This is a genomic window from Cohaesibacter marisflavi (assembly GCF_963665895.2).
GTDB lineage: Bacteria > Pseudomonadota > Alphaproteobacteria > Rhizobiales > Cohaesibacteraceae > Cohaesibacter > Cohaesibacter marisflavi.
This window is the reverse complement of the sequence record NZ_OY762534.1, coordinates 3,929,993-3,948,910: the sequence shown is the minus strand read 5'-3', so window position 1 is coordinate 3,948,910 and position 18,918 is coordinate 3,929,993. Positions and strand designations below refer to the sequence as shown.

The 18,918-nt window shown below is 55.1% G+C and carries 19 protein-coding genes; 14 read left to right on the top strand and 5 right to left on the bottom strand.

Annotation, left to right across the window (positions count from 1 at the left end):
- Positions 1-256: 256 nt before the first annotated feature.
- The 4 genes from ACKPCT_RS18715 to ACKPCT_RS18700 all read left to right on the top strand — a co-directional run bounded on the left by ACKPCT_RS18715 (position 257) and on the right by ACKPCT_RS18700 (position 4,968).
- On the top strand, positions 257-1,912 hold the full coding sequence (locus ACKPCT_RS18715; RefSeq protein ID WP_175528145.1) for a heparinase II/III family protein: 1,656 nt from the start codon (positions 257-259) through the stop codon (positions 1,910-1,912).
- 131 nt (positions 1,913-2,043) lie between these two features.
- Positions 2,044-3,657, top strand: a complete 1,614-nt coding sequence (gene purH / locus ACKPCT_RS18710; RefSeq protein ID WP_319567623.1) for a bifunctional phosphoribosylaminoimidazolecarboxamide formyltransferase/IMP cyclohydrolase — start codon at positions 2,044-2,046, stop codon at positions 3,655-3,657.
- Between the two features lie 456 nt (positions 3,658-4,113).
- The gene (locus ACKPCT_RS18705; protein ID WP_090074688.1) at positions 4,114-4,269 is read left to right on the top strand and encodes a DUF1127 domain-containing protein; all 156 of its coding nucleotides are present in this window, start codon (positions 4,114-4,116) and stop codon (positions 4,267-4,269) included.
- A 363-nt stretch (positions 4,270-4,632) separates the two neighbouring features.
- Positions 4,633-4,968: a YkvA family protein gene (locus ACKPCT_RS18700; protein WP_394705150.1), complete on the top strand. Its 336-nt coding sequence runs from the start codon at positions 4,633-4,635 to the stop codon at positions 4,966-4,968.
- 25 nt (positions 4,969-4,993) lie between these two features.
- Here ACKPCT_RS18700 and ACKPCT_RS18695 read toward each other — a convergent pair whose 3' ends face one another.
- A complete protein-coding gene (locus ACKPCT_RS18695) occupies positions 4,994-5,968 on the bottom strand; it encodes an NADPH:quinone oxidoreductase family protein (protein WP_319567622.1) in 975 nt (324 codons plus the stop codon).
- Between the two features lie 108 nt (positions 5,969-6,076).
- Entirely contained in the window at positions 6,077-7,132 is a 1,056-nt protein-coding gene (locus tag ACKPCT_RS18690; protein ID WP_210186795.1) for a peptidoglycan-binding domain-containing protein, read from the bottom strand.
- Between the two features lie 280 nt (positions 7,133-7,412).
- On the opposite strand from ACKPCT_RS18690, the gene ACKPCT_RS18685 reads away from it, so the two are divergent.
- The 4 genes from ACKPCT_RS18685 to ACKPCT_RS18670 all read left to right on the top strand — a co-directional run bounded on the left by ACKPCT_RS18685 (position 7,413) and on the right by ACKPCT_RS18670 (position 10,861).
- On the top strand, positions 7,413-7,955 hold the full coding sequence (locus ACKPCT_RS18685; protein WP_090074601.1) for an RNA methyltransferase: 543 nt from the start codon (positions 7,413-7,415) through the stop codon (positions 7,953-7,955).
- Positions 7,956-8,221: 266 nt separating this feature from the next.
- Positions 8,222-8,734, top strand: coding sequence for an invasion associated locus B family protein (locus ACKPCT_RS18680; protein WP_090074600.1), 513 nt, complete (start codon positions 8,222-8,224; stop codon positions 8,732-8,734).
- 348 nt (positions 8,735-9,082) lie between these two features.
- Entirely contained in the window at positions 9,083-10,339 is a 1,257-nt protein-coding gene (gene rlmN / locus ACKPCT_RS18675; RefSeq protein ID WP_319569442.1) for a 23S rRNA (adenine(2503)-C(2))-methyltransferase RlmN, read from the top strand.
- Between the two features lie 63 nt (positions 10,340-10,402).
- Positions 10,403-10,861 (top strand): hypothetical protein, encoded by a 459-nt coding sequence (locus ACKPCT_RS18670; RefSeq protein ID WP_090074598.1) that lies wholly within the window; start codon positions 10,403-10,405, stop codon positions 10,859-10,861.
- Between the two features lie 103 nt (positions 10,862-10,964).
- Here ACKPCT_RS18670 and ACKPCT_RS18665 read toward each other — a convergent pair whose 3' ends face one another.
- Complete coding sequence (locus ACKPCT_RS18665; protein WP_090074597.1) at positions 10,965-11,207, bottom strand: hypothetical protein; 243 nt, start codon at positions 11,205-11,207, stop codon at positions 10,965-10,967.
- A gap of 181 nt (positions 11,208-11,388) precedes the next feature.
- On the bottom strand, positions 11,389-12,252 hold the full coding sequence (locus ACKPCT_RS18660; protein WP_319567621.1) for a LysR family transcriptional regulator: 864 nt from the start codon (positions 12,250-12,252) through the stop codon (positions 11,389-11,391).
- 259 nt (positions 12,253-12,511) lie between these two features.
- Between ACKPCT_RS18660 and ACKPCT_RS18655 the strand changes: the two genes are divergently transcribed.
- Positions 12,512-12,664, top strand: coding sequence for a hypothetical protein (locus ACKPCT_RS18655; protein ID WP_175528144.1), 153 nt, complete (start codon positions 12,512-12,514; stop codon positions 12,662-12,664).
- Between the two features lie 148 nt (positions 12,665-12,812).
- Here ACKPCT_RS18655 and ACKPCT_RS18650 read toward each other — a convergent pair whose 3' ends face one another.
- A complete protein-coding gene (locus tag ACKPCT_RS18650; RefSeq protein WP_139229309.1) occupies positions 12,813-13,163 on the bottom strand; it encodes a hypothetical protein in 351 nt (116 codons plus the stop codon).
- Positions 13,164-13,288: 125 nt separating this feature from the next.
- On the opposite strand from ACKPCT_RS18650, the gene ACKPCT_RS18645 reads away from it, so the two are divergent.
- The 5 genes from ACKPCT_RS18645 to typA all read left to right on the top strand — a co-directional run bounded on the left by ACKPCT_RS18645 (position 13,289) and on the right by typA (position 18,894).
- Positions 13,289-14,071 (top strand): phosphatase PAP2 family protein, encoded by a 783-nt coding sequence (locus ACKPCT_RS18645; RefSeq protein ID WP_319567620.1) that lies wholly within the window; start codon positions 13,289-13,291, stop codon positions 14,069-14,071.
- 230 nt (positions 14,072-14,301) lie between these two features.
- Entirely contained in the window at positions 14,302-15,531 is a 1,230-nt protein-coding gene (locus ACKPCT_RS18640; protein ID WP_090074593.1) for an argininosuccinate synthase, read from the top strand.
- Positions 15,532-15,682: 151 nt separating this feature from the next.
- A complete protein-coding gene (locus ACKPCT_RS18635) occupies positions 15,683-16,126 on the top strand; it encodes an RbsD/FucU family protein (protein ID WP_319567619.1) in 444 nt (147 codons plus the stop codon).
- Positions 16,127-16,167: 41 nt separating this feature from the next.
- Positions 16,168-16,818 (top strand): DUF1643 domain-containing protein, encoded by a 651-nt coding sequence (locus tag ACKPCT_RS18630; protein WP_319567618.1) that lies wholly within the window; start codon positions 16,168-16,170, stop codon positions 16,816-16,818.
- Between the two features lie 255 nt (positions 16,819-17,073).
- Positions 17,074-18,894 carry a translational GTPase TypA gene (typA, locus tag ACKPCT_RS18625; RefSeq protein WP_319567617.1) on the top strand — a complete coding sequence of 607 codons (1,821 nt, stop codon included), beginning with the start codon at positions 17,074-17,076 and terminating at the stop codon, positions 18,892-18,894.
- Positions 18,895-18,918 lie beyond the last annotated feature (24 nt).

Here is an 18,918-nt window from a genome sequence, read left to right as displayed (position 1 = left end):
CCTTGTTAACCATAGCTTGATAAAATTGTAACCAATCGATTACCAAAAAGCGCCTGCATCCGGTGATTCGCCATGATCGGATGACTGAGCGCTTGGACCATTCATGAATCGGATGACGCGCGGCAAAGACCCAAATGGTTTGAAGCCCGTACCAATCCTGGCCATCAGCTCCCTTTCACAGAAGCCCTGCTTGAAGGGAGCCCTTAACACGGACGACTATTGCGTGTCACAAAACTGGCAAAAACTGCGAATCTCCATGGCGACTCTTTTGCGCCGTGCCAAGCGCATCCCGGTTAGGCGGCCAGCCTGCAACACGCGTTATGTTCCGCGCTGCCCGGACCGGTTGCTCATTGCGCCGCAAGATTTGCGTACCTCTGATCCGACCATCGCAGAGGATATCTATTCGGGTCTTTTCATTTTTGCCGGTCAGGTGGAAAATTGTCAGGGCCACTCCCCATTTGTGCATGCCGCCCCTAGCAAGGAATGGGCGCGCGAGCTGCATGGCTTCCGCTGGCTGCGCCATCTGCGCGCCTCCAATGCCACCCTGCCGCGCTCGAATGCCCGAGCCTTGGTAGAAGACTGGATCAAGAATTCCGGCAAACTGGATTATGAAGCATGGGCCGCTCCCGTGGTGGCAAACAGGGTGCTGGCATGGCTTAACAATTCGCCCTTAATCCTTCAGGATGCAGACCATGTCTTCTATCGCGCCTTCTTGCGCGCGCTTTATCTACAGGTGCGGTATTTGCGTGCGACATACTCGGGTATGCCCAACAATCTCGACAGGTTGCTTCTTCTGATTGCCGAGCTGGCTGGTTGGCTTTGCTTTTCGGATAAGGAGCGCCTCGTGCGCTCCGTTTCCAAGCGGTTGGTCCATGAGCTCAACGACCAAATCCTGCCGGATGGCGGCCATGTTTCGCGCAACCCGCTGGCCATCGTGTCCATCCTGCTGGAGCTGCTGCCTTTGCGCCAGACCTTCATGTCCCGCGACATGGTGCCGCCCGAAGGCATGAATCTAGCCATCGAACGCATGATGCCCATGCTGCGTTTTTTCCGCCACCCCAATGGCAGTTTTGCCCATTTCAATGGCACCGGCGCTACACCGGCGGATTCTCTGGCCACCATTCTGGCCTATGATGACACCCGCGGCACCCCCGTCTCGGATGCCTCCTTCTCGGGCTATCAGCGCATGGAAGCAGGCCAGTCGATTCTCATCATGGATACCGGCGCCCCGCCGCCGACCGAGCAATCCACACTGGCCCATGCAGGCGCGCTGTCCTTTGAAATCTGCTCCGGCACGGCTCCCATGGTGGTCAACTGCGGCACCCCTGCGCCACAACATGAAGGCTGGCGCGAATTGGCCCGCAGCACGGCAGCGCATTCCACCCTCATCGTGCAGGACCATTCGACTTGCAAGATCGCCCCAAGGAGCTTTGACCTGGATGGCCGCCCGCTGATTTGTGGGGATAGCCATGTCAGATATGAGCGTTTTCTTGAACGTGGGCAGGAAACGATCCATGCCAGCCATGATGCCTATGGCTCGAAATTCGGCATTCGGCACACGCGCCAGATTTGGCTGGCCATCGATGGACGCCGTCTGGATGGGCGCGATGAAATGGATGCCATAGGCAAAGGCATCACCAAGGGACAGGACAGCTACGCCATCCGCTTCCATCTTCATCCATCGGTACAGGTGGAATTCTCCGAAGACAGGGACGTCGCCTATCTGGGGCTTGCCAACGGCGAGATCTGGAAATTCGTTTGCCAGGAAATCGATCCCGGCATCGAAGAGAGTGTCTATCTTTCCGATATTCACGGCATCCGCCCGACCACACAGCTCGTCATTTATGGCCATGCCAGCCATGTACCGACCGTCAACTGGTTCTTTGAGCGCGTCGCGATTGCTCCTCTCTAGGACACCCCTCCTTTGATGCCAAAAAGGCAACACAATGATGCCGTTTTGTGCTAAATGGATTGTTTCCCTCCAAGCTGATTTGTGCTATCGCAATGGCGAAATTTCCCATATCAAACGCAGCAGGATAACCGATGTCCGTAGCTCCTCTTTCTGTTTCCGCGCCGGAAGTTGTTTCCGTCAAGCGCGCTCTCATCTCCGTTTCTGATAAAACCGGCATTGTCGACTTTGCCAAGGCCCTCGCCGACAAAGGCGTCGAGCTTGTCTCGACCGGCGGCACCTGCAAGGCCATTGCCGATGCTGGCATTCCGGTCAAAGACATCTCCGAGGTTACCGAATTCCCGGAAATCATGGATGGCCGCGTCAAGACCCTACATCCCCGCGTGCATGGCGGTCTTCTGGGCGCCCGTTCGGTGGAAGCCCACAGCGCAGCAATGAAAGAGCATGGCATTCCGGAAATCGACCTGCTGGTGGTCAACCTTTATCCCTTCGAGGAAACCATCCTCAAGGGAGCAGACTATGCCACCACTGTTGAAAATATCGACATAGGCGGCCCGGCCATGATCCGCGCTGCGGCAAAGAACCACGCTTTCGTCACCACCTTGGTTGATCCGGCAGACTATGCCGAGATCCTCGCCCAGATCGAGGAAAAGGGTGGCATCAGCTATGACGTGCGCAAGAAATTTGCCGCCAAGGCCTATGCCCGCACCGCCGCTTACGATGCAGCCATCTCTGGCTGGTTCGCCGCTGAACTGGAAATCGAATCTCCAACCTTCCGCGCCTTTGGTGGTGAACTGGCTGAAGTGATGCGCTACGGCGAAAACCCGCACCAGAAAGCCGGTTTCTACAAGACCGCCTCTTCCCGCCCCGGTGTTGCCACCGCAACGCAGGTACAGGGCAAGCAGCTTTCCTACAACAACATCAACGACACCGACGCCGCCTTCGAGCTGGTCTGCGAGTTCGATCCGGCCATCTCTCCGGCCGTTGCCATCATCAAACATGCCAACCCTTGCGGTGTCGCCATGGGCGCTACGCTCAAAGACGCCTATGTCAAGGCGCTGGCCTGTGATCCGGTTTCCGCATTTGGCGGCATCGTGGCCCTGAACGGCACACTGGATGAAGCAGTCGCAGAAGAAATCACAAAGATCTTCGTTGAAGTGATCATCGCCCCCGATGCAACGGAAGGCGCCAAGGCGCTTGTCTCCAAGAAGAAGAACCTGCGCCTGCTGCTCACCGGTGGCCTTGCTGATCCACGCGAAGAAGGCGTGACCGTCAAATCCGTTTCCGGCGGCCTCCTGGTACAGAACCGCGACAACGGCAACGTCGCAGATCTGGACCTCACGGTTGCTACCGAGCGCCAGCCTTCCGAGCAGGAAATGGCCGATCTCAAATTTGCGTTCCAGGTTTGCAAGCATGTCAAATCCAACGCCATCATCTATGTGAAAGACGGCGCGACCGTCGGCATCGGCGCTGGCCAGATGAGCCGTGTGGATTCTGCCCGCATCGCAGCCCGCAAGGCAGAAGACGCAGCCGAGGCAGCCGGAATGACCGAACCACTCACAAAGGGATGCGTTGTGGCCTCCGATGCCTTCTTCCCATTTGCCGATGGTCTTCTGGCAGCCGCCGAAGCCGGAGCAACCGCTGTTATCCAGCCAGGCGGCTCCATGCGCGATCAGGAAGTCATCGATGCGGCCAACGAAGCCGGCCTTGCCATGGTCATGACCGGCATGCGCCATTTCCGGCACTAGGGAACACTTCGCCAGAAAAAGGCGAAAGCCTGTCCAATATACAAAGCCCGGAGCAATCGCTTCGGGCTTTTTCCATGGCTGCACGACGCCCCAAACAAGGAGAAAACCCAGCGTAAAAACACGTATCCACTGCTTGACATCAAGTCTGAAAGAAATTCTTGAACCAAAAAGTTTGATATTTAGCGTCTATCAAGCAATTGGAAAAATTTTTAAATATCTGTTTTCAAAGACAAAACCCATGTAGATATGCAAAAATAGTCTGCCTAAAAAATAATCACCACCACAAATGCAATGCCAACAAAACAGCCATGCAATTTTGTGCGATGTAAAATCGAGAGCCATGAACTATATTCATGGTCAAGGAAGCGATGACGAGTTCGAAAGACAAAATCAAGTAAACGCTTCTGAAACGCAGTTGAAGATAAACAGCCACATAGCAACAAAGGAATGACACCGATGATCAATACTGTTGTTGAAAACTATCGCCAGTGGCGCAACTACCGTGACACGGTTGATGAACTTGCCCGCCTGAGCAATCGCGATCTGGGCGAACTGGGAATTTCCCGCGGCGACATCACCGAAATCGCACGTGAAGCTGCTACTGCAAAATAAAAAGTCTTTCGCTGACAGAAATGTCCAAGCGAAAGCCACGAGTTTCAAGGAATTCAGGCTTTTCCTCCTCCCAAAGCCTGATCGATTCAAAACTACCTCCTCCCAGTTTTGAATCTCCTAACAAAGCCCTCCGGACCTCCTCCCCCGGAGGGTTTTTGTTATCTGCCTTCCTTCGACAATCCCCAAAGCCACCCGACATTCCCGTCGCACGCAGCTTGCTTTCCGCATATTTTGCCCCATATCAAGAAGGCAAGACATTCTGGGGAAGGACAAATGGCTGATAAACACTATTCCGAAGACGAAATCGAACTGCTTCCGCCAGAGAAAGCAGCCGAGGATGAGCAGGGCCATCGCGATTCTTCCATGGCCAAAAAGGCTGCCAATGTACGCAAGAAATTCTGGTCTGTGGTCAGAAAAGCAGCCAAGCAGATGCCCATCATCGAGGATGTGGTCGCCGCCTATTATTGTGCTTTTGATCCCGAAACGCCGGTCAAGGTGCGCCTCACGCTGATCGGGGCGCTCGCCTATTTCGTCTTGCCACTGGATGCCATCCCCGACATGATTTTCGGCCTCGGCTTTGCCGACGACATCGCGCTGCTGACCTATGTCATCAAGACCGTACACGGCAACATCACCGATAAACACCGGCTGCGTGCCAAACAGGCCATGGCCGAGCATGATGTGCATGTAGAGCGCTAGCCAAAACCTCTCTTGGCCACTCGGCCTAAAGCGTGATCACCACCTTGCCCTTGGCTTCTCTGTTGGCAATGGCCTTGATCGCCTCTGGCGTTTCTTCAAGAGCATAACGGCGATCGATATATGGCTTGAGCTGACCGCTGGCGACCCAGGCCATGATCTGCTTCATATTCTCCGCATGATCAGCGGGCTCCCGCCCGATCGCCTCTCCCCAAAAGACCCCAAGCAGGTCCACGCCCTTCAGCATCACCAGATTGAGCGGCATTTTGGGGATGGCGCCCGACGCAAAACCGATAACCAGAAACCGCCCATACCAGCCCGTAGCTCTGAGCGCCGCTTCGGACAGATCGCCACCAACCGGATCATAGACCACATCGACACCATGGCCGTAGGTCATGTCTTTCAGCGCCTCCTTAAGGTCATCTGTCTTGTAATTGAGAAGGTCATCTGCGCCATGGGCCTTGCAAAGCTGAAGCTTCTCATCCGATGACGCACAGGCGATGACCCGAGCCCCCATCAGCTTGCCGATTTCCACTGCAGCAAGCCCAACGCCCCCAGCGGCTCCAAGCACCGCAAGGGTTTCCCCCGGCTGCATGCGGGCGCGGCTGCGAAGGCCATAAATGGTGGTGCCATAGGTAATCATCAGACCGGCAGCATGCTCAAAGCCGAGTTTGGACGGCATCGTGATCGCTTCATCCTGCTGGACAACGACATAGTCGCGCGCGCCACCCCAACGGATATAGGCAATTGCCTTTTCACCAACGCGGTGCGGGTCCACCCCTTCCCCAACCGCCTCGATAATACCGGCGATCTCCCCAGCAGGAGAAAAAGGCAGCTCAGGTGTGAACTGATATTTGTCGTGCAAAATCAACGTGTCGAAGAAATTAAGCGCGGCCGCCTTCACCCGGATCAAAACCTCCCCCGGCCCGGCAGAAGGTTTCTTCATGTCAACCAGCTTGAGATTATCAACGCCTTCAAAGGCATCGCACACAATTGCCCGCATACTCGGTTCCCCCTTCTGCAACCCTCCCCATAGCCCTAGCATGAGAAAACGGCGTCACAAAGATGCAAACACGCGCAATAAGACAAAAGGAGGCAGGCAAAGTAAAATCTAGCGCTGTTTGTAGTAAACAACCCCTTCATTAATCAGGGCTTTGCCATCCCGGGTTAGCACGAAAACACTTCTATTGGGGGCTCCGGGAGGATCCGAGCGTTGCACATGAAGAATAACGTCTCTCCCTCTGACCGAGTAAACACCCGAAACCAAAATTACATAGCGCCCCGGCGTGCCCAAAGGCTTATATTGCATCACGCTCAACTTGAATTCGCCGTTCCCCATCAAATACAGAAGTGTATCCACCTCACTATTTTGATAAATTTTTTCATTGAGATAGCTCCCGGGTATTTTGGGCCGAACAGCCCGAGCCATAGCGGCGCATCGATCGGAGCCTGCCCCTTGTTCGGCCCGAGCTTTGCGCAGCACCCTGACAAACTGATCCGTCATCATACTCGAGGTCTCGTTTTTGGCTGTCCATTCCCGCCGGTTACGCTTGAAGGACGCAATGGCATCACGCGTCTTGCGGCCCATAATTCCGTCGACCGGCCCGACACAGAAGCCCAGATAGTTGAGCGCTGACTGGATTTCCCGCACGTTCGGGGGCGGACTTGGTCGGGTGTCGGGTTGAGCGCCCCAGCCCGATGCAGGGGCTGAAGGAGTAGGGGAAGGAGCGGAGGCCTGCTGCTGCTCACTTAGATTTTTAACATGCTGATATTCCTGGCCATCAAACGCCCAGATCGCGTCGCCCCTGCTGCCACCAAGCATCAGCCCTTTCATGCCATTCCGAGATTGATCCTCAATCGGGTCTATCGAATGGGTGACAATGTCCAAAAGCTTGGTCACCTTCCTGTCGCGAACCTGCAAGACTTCATGGGAACAGCCTGCGGTCCCGCAATATAGCGAGCCCCTGAAGGAGACGATATATTCATCACTTCTGTCCCCATGGGCTTCCAGATTGACCTTTTTAACCGTGAAGAGGCCAAGATCAGAGCCATTTTCCGCCCTCAGATACTGAACCACGAGATCTTCGCGCGCCATGGATGAAGGGCAAGAGGCCATAAAGACCGCAAACGCGCAGGCGACAAGGCCAGCCAGATATAGGTGTTTCAAGAGACTAGTCCATTTGCAATAAATTTGCCCGCCAATCGGGCCGAAAGAATGATCTGCAAATGATAGGGTTTCAGAAAAAATTTTATCAACCCGAAATTTCATCACTGCGCTTTTTGTCTAGCTCATCGCCGAGCTTTTGCGCTGTGAAAAGCCAGATGGTTCCCTTTTGGCGCGTTCTGGTCTAGAAAGGCGCATCTGTGGCCATTGCGCTGATACCTTACCAGAGCAGCAAGCCGCAGCACCAAAACAAAGAACAACAAAAGCGGAAGACAGGAAACAAATGCGCGGATATTTCGCAGTCGGCGTACAAGGGCTATCCAAAGAGGGCAACTTCGGAAATCTGGTCAGAACGGCCCATGCCTTCGGCGCCAGCTTCTTTTTCACGATTGCGGCGGAAAAAACATTCGCCAAGCCGGGAACGGACACCTCCAACAGCGGCGACCACCTGCCCTATTATCCATGGGCCAGTGAAGATGAGCTCATACTGCCCAAGGATTGCCGCCTTGTCGGCATCGAACTGACAGACGACGCCGTGGATCTGCCCAGTTTCAGGCACCCGACCAAGGCAGCCTATATTCTGGGCCCCGAGCGGGGTAACCTGACCAAGTCGATGCAGGATAAATGCGAATTCATCGTCAAGATCCCGACACGCTTCTGCCTGAATGTCGCGACAGCGGGTGCGATCATCATGTATGATCGTGTGCAATCCATGGGCGGTTTTACTGATCGTCCGGTGCGCGCTGGCGGCCCACGCGAAACCCGTGTGCATCAACATGGCCAGCCAAGATTCCGCTCCGGTACACCGGATGCGCTCAAGGGCTGAAAAATGGCCTGAAGGTCTTCTTTCAAAGAAGGATCTTTAGACAACAGAGAAGATGGCATCTGCCTATCTCTTGCCGCATTTGCGGTGAATCTTGCCTGCAATCACATCAGAATCGCGGAATTCCGGGCAGTGAACGGCAAACGAGCAAAAAAAATCAAAATTTGCTGCAACTTCACTGTTTGGTAACCCTGACTTTGGTAAATGTTAAATGAATGAATTGGAGCTTGAGGCTCCTGTTGGCATCCAGTCGAAAGCGACAGGTAGAGATGAAAAGCGTAAAAATCCTCGGAGCAGCCACCCTTCTCGCACTTTCCGCCACTGCAGCAAATGCTCAGGGCGCGGCCACTCGCGTCGAACAATTCCAAGATTGGGGTGCTTATGTTTTTAACGATCCTCAACGTGGCAAGATGTGCTTTGCGGTTAGCCAACCCAAAGACATGGAGCCAAAGAATGTGAACCGCGATCCGGTCTATTTCTTCATCACCACGCGCCCGCGCGAAGGTGTTCGCGAAGAAGTGAACGTGATCACCGGCTATCCTTACAAAGAGGGGTCCAAGACCTCCATTCAGGTCGGTTCGGATACATTCTCTCTTTATACGTCCGGCGATGGAGCCTGGCTTGAGAATGCAGCTGAAGAAGCCCGTTTGGTCAATGCAATGCGCGCTGGCGCAAGCATGGTCGTCAAGGGCACCTCGTCTCGCGGCACCCTGACGGTTGATACCTACTCCCTCTCGGGCGTTACGGCGGCAACCCGCAAGGCTCTGGCCGAGTGTCAGTAAGATAAAGTGACCAGAAAAATCAACAAAAGCGGCTGACAAGGCCGCTTTTTTGCTTTATACACCCGCCAATTCGCACAGCATTCAACCGGATTGCCCCCTGATGGACAGCATTTGCTGAAAAAAGGGCAAGGATCGGGCCACCCATAGCCAATGCACGGTGGTCGTTCTGGAATGGCAGTCTACAAGGATCGCGCCACACCTTGCGCCTTTGCCGATCGGCAAGCGAAGGAACAGACGTGATCGGCCTTGAAAAGAGGAACCGCGCCAACCCGCGGCTTTGAAAATTACATGACGCACGCCTCCGCTCTCGACACAGCACAGGAGACCCCTGTTCTGGACACTGTCGCTATTGAAACAAGCCACAATTACACCTGGCCTGCCCTTGATCCGGACAAGCTCAATCTTGTGGGCATGAACCGCGAAGACCTTTCGGAGGCAATGCGCCGGGTCGGCGTGGCGGAAAAGCAGATCCGCATGCGCGTCAACCAGCTCTGGCACTGGATCTATGTGCGCGGGGCCACTTCCTTTGATCAGATGACCAACGTGTCGAAGGATCTGCGCGCCAAGATGGATCTGGTCTACACCATTACCCATCCCGAACTGGTCGCCGAACAGATCTCGGTAGACGGCACCCGCAAATGGCTGCTGCGCTTTCCGCCCCGTGGCGCCGGACGTCCGGTGGAAGTGGAAACTGTCTATATTCCCGATGAAAATCGGGGCACGCTTTGCGTTTCCTCCCAGGTTGGCTGCACGCTCAACTGCACCTTCTGCCACACAGGCACCCAGAAGCTGGTGCGCAACCTGACAGCGGAAGAAATCGTCGCTCAGCTGCGCGTTGCGCGCGAAATCCTCAACGATTTCCCTGATCGCGAAGCAAAGGTCGGCACCATCGTACCAAAAATGGGCCGTTTTGTTTCCAACGTCGTCATGATGGGCATGGGCGAACCACTCTTCAACTATGACCATGTGAAAACCGCGATGCTGATCATGTCCGATGGTGAAGGTCTGTCCATCTCCAAGCGCCGCATCACGCTGTCGACCTCCGGGCACGTGCCAAACATCCGGCGCGCTGGCGAGGAAGTCGGCTGCATGCTGGCCATTTCCCTTCATGCCACCAATGATGAGTTGCGCGACGAAATCGTGCCCATCAACAAGAAGTGGAACCTCAAGGAACTGCTTGAGGCGTGCCGTACTTATCCCGGCGTTTCCAACGCCAAGCGCATCACCTTCGAATATGTGATGCTCAAGGGTGTGAATGATTCCATCGAGGATGCCCGCAACCTCGTAAAGCTGCTGCGCGGCATCCCGGCAAAAATCAACCTCATTCCCTTTAATCCGTGGCCGGGCAGCAATTATGAATGCTCCGACTGGGACCAGATCGAGGAATTTGCTGATTTCATCAACCGCGCCGGTTATGCGTCTCCGGTTCGCACGCCACGCGGACGTGACATCTATGCTGCCTGTGGCCAGTTGAAATCCGAATCCGAGCGCCTGCGCAAGGTTGAGCGCGAAAAGCTGGAAGCCGAGTTGGCCGCCCTTGAAAGAATGCGCTTGGCAAACCTTGTCGGCGACGGCTCCAACGACGATATGGAAGAAGAGGAATAGGGAGAGCCCAAACACTCCCCTTCTCTCACTCGCAAGATACCCAGTAAGCCCAAGGAGCCTGCCATGAGCCTGTCCCGCCTGATTGCCCGCATCATCATGGTGCCAATCGGCCTGTTTCTGGCCATCATGGCAGCCAGCATCTTTCTGGGCTTTGCCCTCAATTCCATGGCGCCCAGCCCCGGCATGTATCATGATCCGGCAGCGGAAAATATGTTCGCCATCTTTTCCGGCTTTGTACTTGTCTTCCCACTGGGGCATTTTGCCTTCTATCCAGCCATTCTGGGCCTGATCATCGCGGAAATCTTCTCATGGCGCAGCATCTGGATCTATTTGGCCTATGGGTTGGTGCTGTCCTTCTTTATTACCCATTCTCCCAATGAGCCGGTTGATGCCATGGCAATCGCCATAGATATTCGCGCCATGGCAGCGGGCCTCATCGGCGGCTTTGTCTACTGGCTGATTGCAGGAAGAGGCGCAGGCATCGTCAAGCGATCTCTCGACAACAAGCCCAAATCACTCTGAAGTCACGAAAACTCTTGGAATATCTCTGCTCGTCTCGCAAAAAAAAGGCGCGCTCCAGCAGGAACGCACCTCTCCAGATTTGGCTTGTCAGAATAGAAGCCGACTAGGCCGCAGCCTTGCGCACGGCTGCCTTGAAAGCAATCAGTGCCAGCAGCAGTCCTGCCACGGCAAGAATTCCCGCGGCCGGCATACTGCCCACCTTGGCAACAAGCCAATTGACCAGATCGGCTATCGCGCGACCGCGCCGCCCACTCACACCTAGAGTTTCGCCGCTATAGGCGACATAGGCGAGATATTCACAGACAGCGAAGACCAGCGCTCCGATAACAAACGGTTTTACGGACATTTTCTTCTTCTCTTCCTTACAAAACTGAAAACCCGACAAACCAGAACATGAAGGCTCTGCCGGGTTGGCATCTCTTTTCGAGAGCTTCTAATAATAGACACGAATGTCGAAAAAAGCGGTATGGAGGAATAGTGGCGAAGATGCGGCACGATTCAGGATGCAAGCAAGCGGTAAGGCCGACTCAAGCGCCGCCGCGACCGGCGAACAGCTCGGCATGATCGCTAAGCAGACCTGCCACGCGATCCATCATCATGCGCACTTCGGGGCGTCGGCGATCATCATCATTGACCACGATATAGAGCCGCGTGGTTAAATCCTCGATTATATCGCCTTCCCGGATCACGGAAGGCTGCATATCTCCGATGAAGCAAGGCAAAACCCCTCGCCCCTGCCCGCTCACGATGAGGTGCAGCAACATATGCGCCTTGTTGGTCCAACTGTAGATTTCCCTGTCAAAATGCTCAAACACCCAACGATCGGCGGGAAAACGCGACGTCTCCTTGCCCAGAGAAATCCATGGCACATCCTCTGTTTGGGCCAGCTCAATGCTTTTATAGACCGCATAGCGCATCACGACCGATTGCAGGATGGCATAGTTGCCTGAAGTGGGCGGTGCAATCGTCAGAAACACGAGCCTGTCGCGATTGATATGTTGGGTTGTTTCATGACAGTCGGTAAAGCCGACTCGAATATCACCCGGCCCCTTAGACAGGTCCTTGCCATGATGCGCAAAAAACATTGCTAACCATGTATCGGCAGCGACTTCCACCACAGGATCCTTGAAGGCGCCGCCATGCCAGTCCGTTATCTCGGTTGAGATCTTCTGCATCTGCTTGACCTGCTCAAGCAGAATCTCGCCGTCCTTGGCCAAGACATAGCCGCGTCTGCTGCGCTCGAACAGCAAACGATTCATCGTCCGCTCAAGAGCCAGAATGCGTCGCCCGATTGTCGGCGCACTAAGCCCCGTACGCGCCGCTGCACCGGATAATCCGCCGCACTCGGCCACAATCATAAAGAGCCTGAGATCATCCCAACTTGCTTCCATGACACTTCTTTCCTACGGAGCACAAACAGGCGAAACGCATAAGAATGAAAAACGACTTTCAAACTCTAATCTACATCGCTCATGCGGGTGATGCTATATCTTAGGGTGTCCCCAAGGACCGGTGCGCGATTTTTCAATGGATCAACACCGAGCCATTCCAAGGGAACCATCAGTCACAATCGGCGTATAGAATCATCCGTTCCTGCCTCCACGGGCCGACGGCAGGGATTTTTATGCGCATAATGCAGGAGTGTAGAAAATGACACATATGCAAACATTGCTCATGTGGGATTCTGCAACAAAGACCAGCCATACCAAACATGACGCCTTCCAGGACCCGTTTGAACGTCCTGAATGGCAACCTTTCATGCCATGGGTCAATATGCTTCAGGCCCTTTCACGCAAACACTAACGCCTACTTTTCAAAGAAAAATACCCATTGATAGGCCCTATCCTCCCAAAGATAGCGAGCCAGAGCCGATGCAAGCGATCACAGCCCTTGCGTCGGCTCTTTTCATGTCACCATGAAGCGACAAACCCCGCGATCGCACCCGCAGAGCCTATCTAAGCTTTTCAGAGGGCTTGGGATTGCGCGTGATACTGCCCCGCCTCTGGGGGGGGATCCGCGTGACGGTAGTGGAGGACTTCTCGCCATTGAGCAATTTATTGATGGCCGAGCTTTTATTGCGGTTCTTGGCCAGGCAATGGGCACCAATGCGTGCGCCCGTCTTGGTCATGTAGCTCTTCACCCAAATACATCGGGACGCTGCATCACACCGCACCATGGACAGAGCTCTGCAACTATCATCCCGGCTTTGTGTCGCGCCGGAAACGCTGCTGACGGCAAAGAGTCCCGCGCCAAGAAAGGCAACAAGAACCAACCGCATCAGACTTATCCATAAATGCGTCATCGAATCGATCCTTTCCCCACCCAGAAGGACATAAGTCATCACCACGATGCAACCGCCCGCAGTCCCTTTTCTTTGCCCGACAAATAGGCTAGAGCAGGCAAAGACCAAGCGACCCGGACCCACCCATGCGCAAGACTTTTATACACGAAGCATACCGTTACCCTGTCTATTGGGCGACTATGGCGATTTTGCTGCTATCAAGCCTCTTTCTCATCCTGCCGGAGCTGGACATCTGGGTCAGTGGGCTCTTTTTCAGTCCTGTCGATGGCTTCTGGCTCAAGGCTCACGATGTGCCACTGCGGTTGCGCAAGCTGGGCCTGTTTCTGCCTCGTTCCGCCATTCTGCTCTTGCTTGGCTTCGCTCTTGCGCGTCTCTTCTGGCCATCTCTCAAGAAGCTGTTTCCCCTCCCGATTGTCTTATTTCTGGGAGCAAGCGCCCTATTGGGGCCGGGACTACTGGTCAATGGCCTGCTCAAGGCCAACTGGGGCCGCGCCCGCCCGATCCAGACAGATCTGTTTGGCGGCGACTGGCCCTACTCTGAAGTCTGGGTGTTGGCCGATCACTGCCAGAGCAACTGTTCCTTCGTATCAGGTGAAGCCTCAATGGGCTTCTGGATGTTGGGATTGGTATTGCTATTGCCATTTGCCTGGCGCAAGGCATCAGTTTGGCTCCTTGCCACTCTGTGTGTGCTGATCTCGCTTAATCGCATCGCCTTTGGGGGGCATTTCCTCTCCGACATTCTCCTTTCGTGGGCGCTGACAGGCTGGGTGATGCTCATCCTCTATCGCCTCATGCAGCGGGCCGGATGGTTTGGCGACAGGGCACAGAGAATCGAGGAAAACTGGGATCATACAGGACAACAGCTCCGCGCGCGCCTTGCAACGCTCTGGCGCATTCTGAGCCAATAACCCAGCCAAATGCTAAGAAGCCTTGGCAGAGTGGAAGGACCTACGCTGCCATAAGGACAAAACCCGGCGGATAACTCGCCCCCCTCAGGAGGAAATTCTCCCCTCTCCCTCTTGCGCAGAATTATATAGCGCCTATAGTGCCGCCAGATATATTAAAGAGAGCAGTCTCTTCCCAATGACTATGGCGCAGACATTGCATCAGGCGCCTCCAGACAATCAGGTGAAATCGCATGGCGAAAAAAGGCGATATCAAAAAAGTCGTATTGGCCTATTCAGGGGGCCTGGATACATCCATCATTCTCAAATGGCTGCAGACCGAATATGGCTGCGAAGTGGTTACCTTCACCGCCGATCTCGGTCAGGGTGAAGAGCTGGAACCAGCCCGCAAAAAAGCCGAAATGCTAGGCATCAAGGATATCTATATCGAAGATGTCCGCGAAGAATTCGTGCGTGACTTCGTTTTCCCGATGTTCCGCGCCAACGCCCTTTATGAAGGCGTCTACCTGCTCGGCACCTCCATCGCCCGCCCGCTGATCTCCAAACGCCTTGTCGAGATCGCCAAGGAAACCGGCGCCGATGCCGTCGCTCACGGCGCAACCGGCAAGGGCAATGATCAGGTTCGTTTCGAACTGGCCGCCCGTGCCCTCAACCCGGACATCAAGGTCATCGCACCTTGGCGTGAATGGGACCTGACCTCGCGCACCAAGCTTCTTGAGTTCGCAGAGCAAAACCAGATCCCCATCACCAAGGACAAACGCGGCGAAGCCCCCTTCTCGGTGGATGCCAACCTGCTGCACACCTCTTCTGAAGGCCGTGTTCTGGAAGATCCGGCCATCCCGGCTGAGGAATATGTCTATTCCCGCACCATCAGCCCGGAAGCGGCTCCAGACAAAGCCACCATCATCGAAGTTGGCTTTGAAAAGGGCGACGCTGTTTCCATTGATGGCGTCAAAATGACCCCGGCCGAAATTCTCACCAAGCTCAACGAGCTGGGCCATGACAATGGCATCGGCCGCCTTGATCTGGTGGAAAACCGTTTCGTCGGCATGAAATCCCGTGGCATCTATGAAACCCCGGGCGGCACGATCCTGATCGCAGCGCACCGCGGCATCGAATCCATCACCCTTGATGGCGGCTCGGCGCACCTGAAGGATTCCATCATGCCGCGCTATGCAGAGTTGATCTATAACGGCTTCTGGTACAGCCCGGAACGCGAAATGCTGCAGGCTCTGATCGACAAATCTCAGGAATATGTCACCGGCACTGTTAAACTGAAGCTCTACAAGGGCAATGTTGACGTCATCGCCCGAGACAGCGAATACAGCCTCTATAGCGAAGATCTGGTGACCTTCGAAGAAGGCGCGATCGACTATGACCATAATGACGCTGCCGGCTTTATCGAGCTGCAGGGACTGCGCCTAAGGACCATTGGCTATCGCAACCGCAAGGCCAAAGGCTAAGTTGAAGCCTCCAATCTGGAATGACAAAGTGGCGGGGTTACAACCTCGCCATTTTTTATGGATGAGACAGATTGCTCCTTAGTCGATTTGCACCCGCAAACCAGCCGCGATCCTGTATCCATAAGGCCTTTATGTGATTGGGAACCATCCAATGCTTAGAAATATCAATCCACTTCTCTCCCCAGACCTTCTTCATATTCTCGCTGCCATGGGACATGGCGATGATCTGGTGATTGCTGATGCGAATTACCCCGGCGAGCAGATCGCCCGCACCAACGGCTGCCGCTATGTGCGCCTTGACGGCATATTGGCAACGGACGTTTTGAAAGCCGTGCTGGAGCTGATGCCACTGGACGACTTCGTGAAAGACCCGGCCTATGTGATGGAAGTGGTTGGCGATACTGCCGAGATTCCGCCTGTTGTGACCGAATTCCAGTCTGTCATCAAAGATGCGGCTGACAATCCGGCAGACATTGCATCGATGAACCGCTTTGCCTTCTATGAGCGCTCCCAGAACGCCTATGCCATCGTCCAGACCGGCGAACGGCGGCTCTATGGCAATATTATCGTCAAGAAGGGCGTTGTGCGTCTCTGACGCGCATGAAACAGAGCATATTGCCCTCTTTGGAAACGCATATGACCGAAACACTTTTGATCAGACAGCATATCGAAGAGGGCAAAATCTCCACGGCCCATTACTCGCCATGCGAAACCTACCGCTACGCCCTCACGCGGGTCTGGGACGAGACGGCCCCCAAACTCCTGTTCATCATGCTCAATCCGTCCACGGCAACCGAGCTGAAGAATGATCCCACCATCGAGCGCTGCGAACGACGTGCCCGCGCACTGGGCTATGGCGGTTTCAGGGCTTGCAACCTCTTTGCCTATCGCGCCACAGATCCGAAAGACCTCAAACGGGCAAAGGAGCCGATAGGGCCGGACAATCTGGCCATCCTGACGAAATCCGCCCGTCTTGCCGACACGATCCTGTGTGCATGGGGCACCCACGGAGCCTATCTGGGCATGGGACCTGCGGTCTCCAGGCTGCTGGCCTCGGAAGGGTTGGTATTGCACCATCTTGGCCTCTCCCGCGACAATCACCCAAAACACCCTCTTTATGTCTCCTACCAGACAGCTTTTGAGGTCTGGCCGACTGAGCACGCGTCAAAGGCAACAAGACCGTTCAACACAAAGCTGGTCTCATCGCGATCCATCTCCTCACCCCTGAAGGGTGCGCCTCCACAATCGGTATCGACCGCAAACGCGCCTATGAAAACGCGGTCTTAAGCCGCGCGCATCGCTGTTCGAGATCGGTCAATTATGGTCCCGCAACAAGCTTCATTCCCCTGTCACAGGAACGCTTTAGGGAGCTATGCAATACTGCAACGCAGCCAATTTGCCGTTTTTCCGCATGAACAAGGCTTTTCAACTGGGGAAAATTCGTATAGAGCTTGCGCCAACTTCCTGAATAAGTCGGGCTGAGAGGGTGCGTCGGCATTTGCCGAGGCCGTTTGCTATGCCCGTAAAACATGAGAAACAGACATGAATCTGCGCAACATTGCGATCATCGCACACGTTGACCACGGCAAGACCACTCTGATCGATGAACTGCTCAAAGCCTCTGGCATGTTCCGGGCCAACCAGCAAACCGAAGAACGGATGATGGATTCCAACGATATCGAACGTGAGCGCGGTATCACCATTTTGGCCAAAGTGACTTCGCTGGAACATGACGGCACACGCATCAACATCGTTGACACCCCGGGCCACGCCGACTTTGGCGGCGAAGTGGAACGTATCCTCAACATGGTCGATGGCGTTATCGTGCTGGTGGATGCGGCTGAAGGCCCTATGCCTCAGACCAAATTCGTGGTCTCCAAGGCATTGAATCTTGGCCTGCGCCCGATCGTAGCCATCAACAAGATCGACAAACCCGAGCAGCGCGCTGACGAAGTGCTCGACGAAGTCTTTGACCTGTTCGCCAATCTGGATGCCGACGAGCATCAGCTCGACTTCCCCGTTCTTTACGGCTCCGCCAAGAACGGCTGGATGGCGACCGATCCGGACGGCCCCAAGGATAGCCTTGAGCCATTGTTCGATATGGTCATCAAGCATGTGCCTGCCCCCAAAGTGGAAGAAGGCGAATTCCGTCTGCTGGCAACCACCATTCAGTCGGACAACTTCCTTGGCCGCATCCTGACCGGTCGTATCATCGCAGGCGAGGTCACCCCGAACATGGCCGTCAAGGCTTTGTCCCGTGATGGTTCACTGATCGAACAGGGCCGCATCTCCAAGGTTCTGGCTTTCCGCGGCCTTGAACGCGCCGCCATCGAAAAGGGCGAAGCAGGCGACATCGTTTCCATCGCCGGCCTGCAGAAGGCCACCGTTGCCGACACCATCTGCGCGCCAGCCGTGACCGAAGCCATTCAGGCCCAGCCGATTGACCCGCCAACCTTGTCCATGACCTTCCGCGTCAACGACAGCCCGCTGGCCGGCCAGGAAGGCGACAAGGTACAGAGCCGCGTCATCCGTTCCCGCCTGCTGTCTGAAGCCGAGGGCAACGTTGCCCTGAAAGTGGAAGAAGCCCAGGGCACAGACGCCTTCATCGTATCGGGCCGTGGCGAGCTGATGCTCTCCATCCTCATCGAGAATATGCGTCGCGAAGGCTTCGAACTTGGCGTCGGCCGTCCGCAGGTCGTCATGCAGAAGGACGAAAATGGCAAGCGCCTCGAGCCAATCGAAGAAGTTACCATCGACGTTGATGATGAATTTTCCGGTATCGTTGTGCAAAAGATGCAGGAACGCAAAGCCGAAATGGTCGAAATGCGCCCATCCGGTGGCGGTCGTACACGCCTGATGTTCCACGCGCCGACCCGTGGCCTGATCGGCTACCAGTCCGAACTGCTCAGCGACACGCGCGGCACGGCCATCATGAACCGTATTTTCCATGAATATCAGCCGCACAAGGGCGAGATCGCCTCGCGCAACACCGGCGTATTGCTTTCCAACGGCAATGGCGAAGCTGTGGCTTACGCCCTCTGGCAGCTGGAAGATCGCGGACCTATGATGATCGATCCGGGCACCAAGGTCTATGAAGGCATGATTGTGGGCGAGCATACGCGCGGCAACGATCTGGACATCAACGTGCTCAAGGGCAAGCAGCTGACCAACATCCGCTCTTCGGGCAAGGATGATGCCATCAAGCTGACCACGCCGCTAAGGCTGAGCCTTGAAGCTGCGCTGAGCTACATCTCCGATGATGAACTGGTAGAAGTGACGCCACAGTCCATCCGCCTGCGCAAGATCCTGCTGGATCCCAATGATCGCAAGCGGGCCATGCGCGCCTCCAAAAAGGCCAGCTGATAGGCCGCCCCTTCAAAGCAATCA

What these genes read in the sequence shown, in the direction of transcription:
- ACKPCT_RS18715 (WP_175528145.1), top strand. Translation starts at nt 257, where the DNA reads ATGGCGACTCTTTTGCGCCGTGCCAAGCGCATCCCGGTTAGGCGGCCA.
- purH (WP_319567623.1), top strand. Translation starts at nt 2,044, where the DNA reads ATGTCCGTAGCTCCTCTTTCTGTTTCCGCGCCGGAAGTTGTTTCCGTC.
- ACKPCT_RS18705 (WP_090074688.1), top strand. Translation starts at nt 4,114, where the DNA reads ATGATCAATACTGTTGTTGAAAACTATCGCCAGTGGCGCAACTACCGT.
- ACKPCT_RS18700 (WP_394705150.1), top strand. Translation starts at nt 4,633, where the DNA reads ATGGCCAAAAAGGCTGCCAATGTACGCAAGAAATTCTGGTCTGTGGTC.
- ACKPCT_RS18695 (WP_319567622.1), bottom strand. Translation starts at nt 5,968, where the DNA reads ATGCGGGCAATTGTGTGCGATGCCTTTGAAGGCGTTGATAATCTCAAG.
- ACKPCT_RS18685 (WP_090074601.1), top strand. Translation starts at nt 7,413, where the DNA reads ATGCGCGGATATTTCGCAGTCGGCGTACAAGGGCTATCCAAAGAGGGC.
- ACKPCT_RS18680 (WP_090074600.1), top strand. Translation starts at nt 8,222, where the DNA reads ATGAAAAGCGTAAAAATCCTCGGAGCAGCCACCCTTCTCGCACTTTCC.
- ACKPCT_RS18670 (WP_090074598.1), top strand. Translation starts at nt 10,403, where the DNA reads ATGAGCCTGTCCCGCCTGATTGCCCGCATCATCATGGTGCCAATCGGC.
- ACKPCT_RS18665 (WP_090074597.1), bottom strand. Translation starts at nt 11,207, where the DNA reads ATGTCCGTAAAACCGTTTGTTATCGGAGCGCTGGTCTTCGCTGTCTGT.
- ACKPCT_RS18660 (WP_319567621.1), bottom strand. Translation starts at nt 12,252, where the DNA reads ATGGAAGCAAGTTGGGATGATCTCAGGCTCTTTATGATTGTGGCCGAG.
- ACKPCT_RS18655 (WP_175528144.1), top strand. Translation starts at nt 12,512, where the DNA reads ATGACACATATGCAAACATTGCTCATGTGGGATTCTGCAACAAAGACC.
- ACKPCT_RS18650 (WP_139229309.1), bottom strand. Translation starts at nt 13,163, where the DNA reads ATGACGCATTTATGGATAAGTCTGATGCGGTTGGTTCTTGTTGCCTTT.
- ACKPCT_RS18645 (WP_319567620.1), top strand. Translation starts at nt 13,289, where the DNA reads ATGCGCAAGACTTTTATACACGAAGCATACCGTTACCCTGTCTATTGG.
- ACKPCT_RS18640 (WP_090074593.1), top strand. Translation starts at nt 14,302, where the DNA reads ATGGCGAAAAAAGGCGATATCAAAAAAGTCGTATTGGCCTATTCAGGG.
- ACKPCT_RS18635 (WP_319567619.1), top strand. Translation starts at nt 15,683, where the DNA reads ATGCTTAGAAATATCAATCCACTTCTCTCCCCAGACCTTCTTCATATT.
- ACKPCT_RS18630 (WP_319567618.1), top strand. Translation starts at nt 16,168, where the DNA reads ATGACCGAAACACTTTTGATCAGACAGCATATCGAAGAGGGCAAAATC.
- typA (WP_319567617.1), top strand. Translation starts at nt 17,074, where the DNA reads ATGAATCTGCGCAACATTGCGATCATCGCACACGTTGACCACGGCAAG.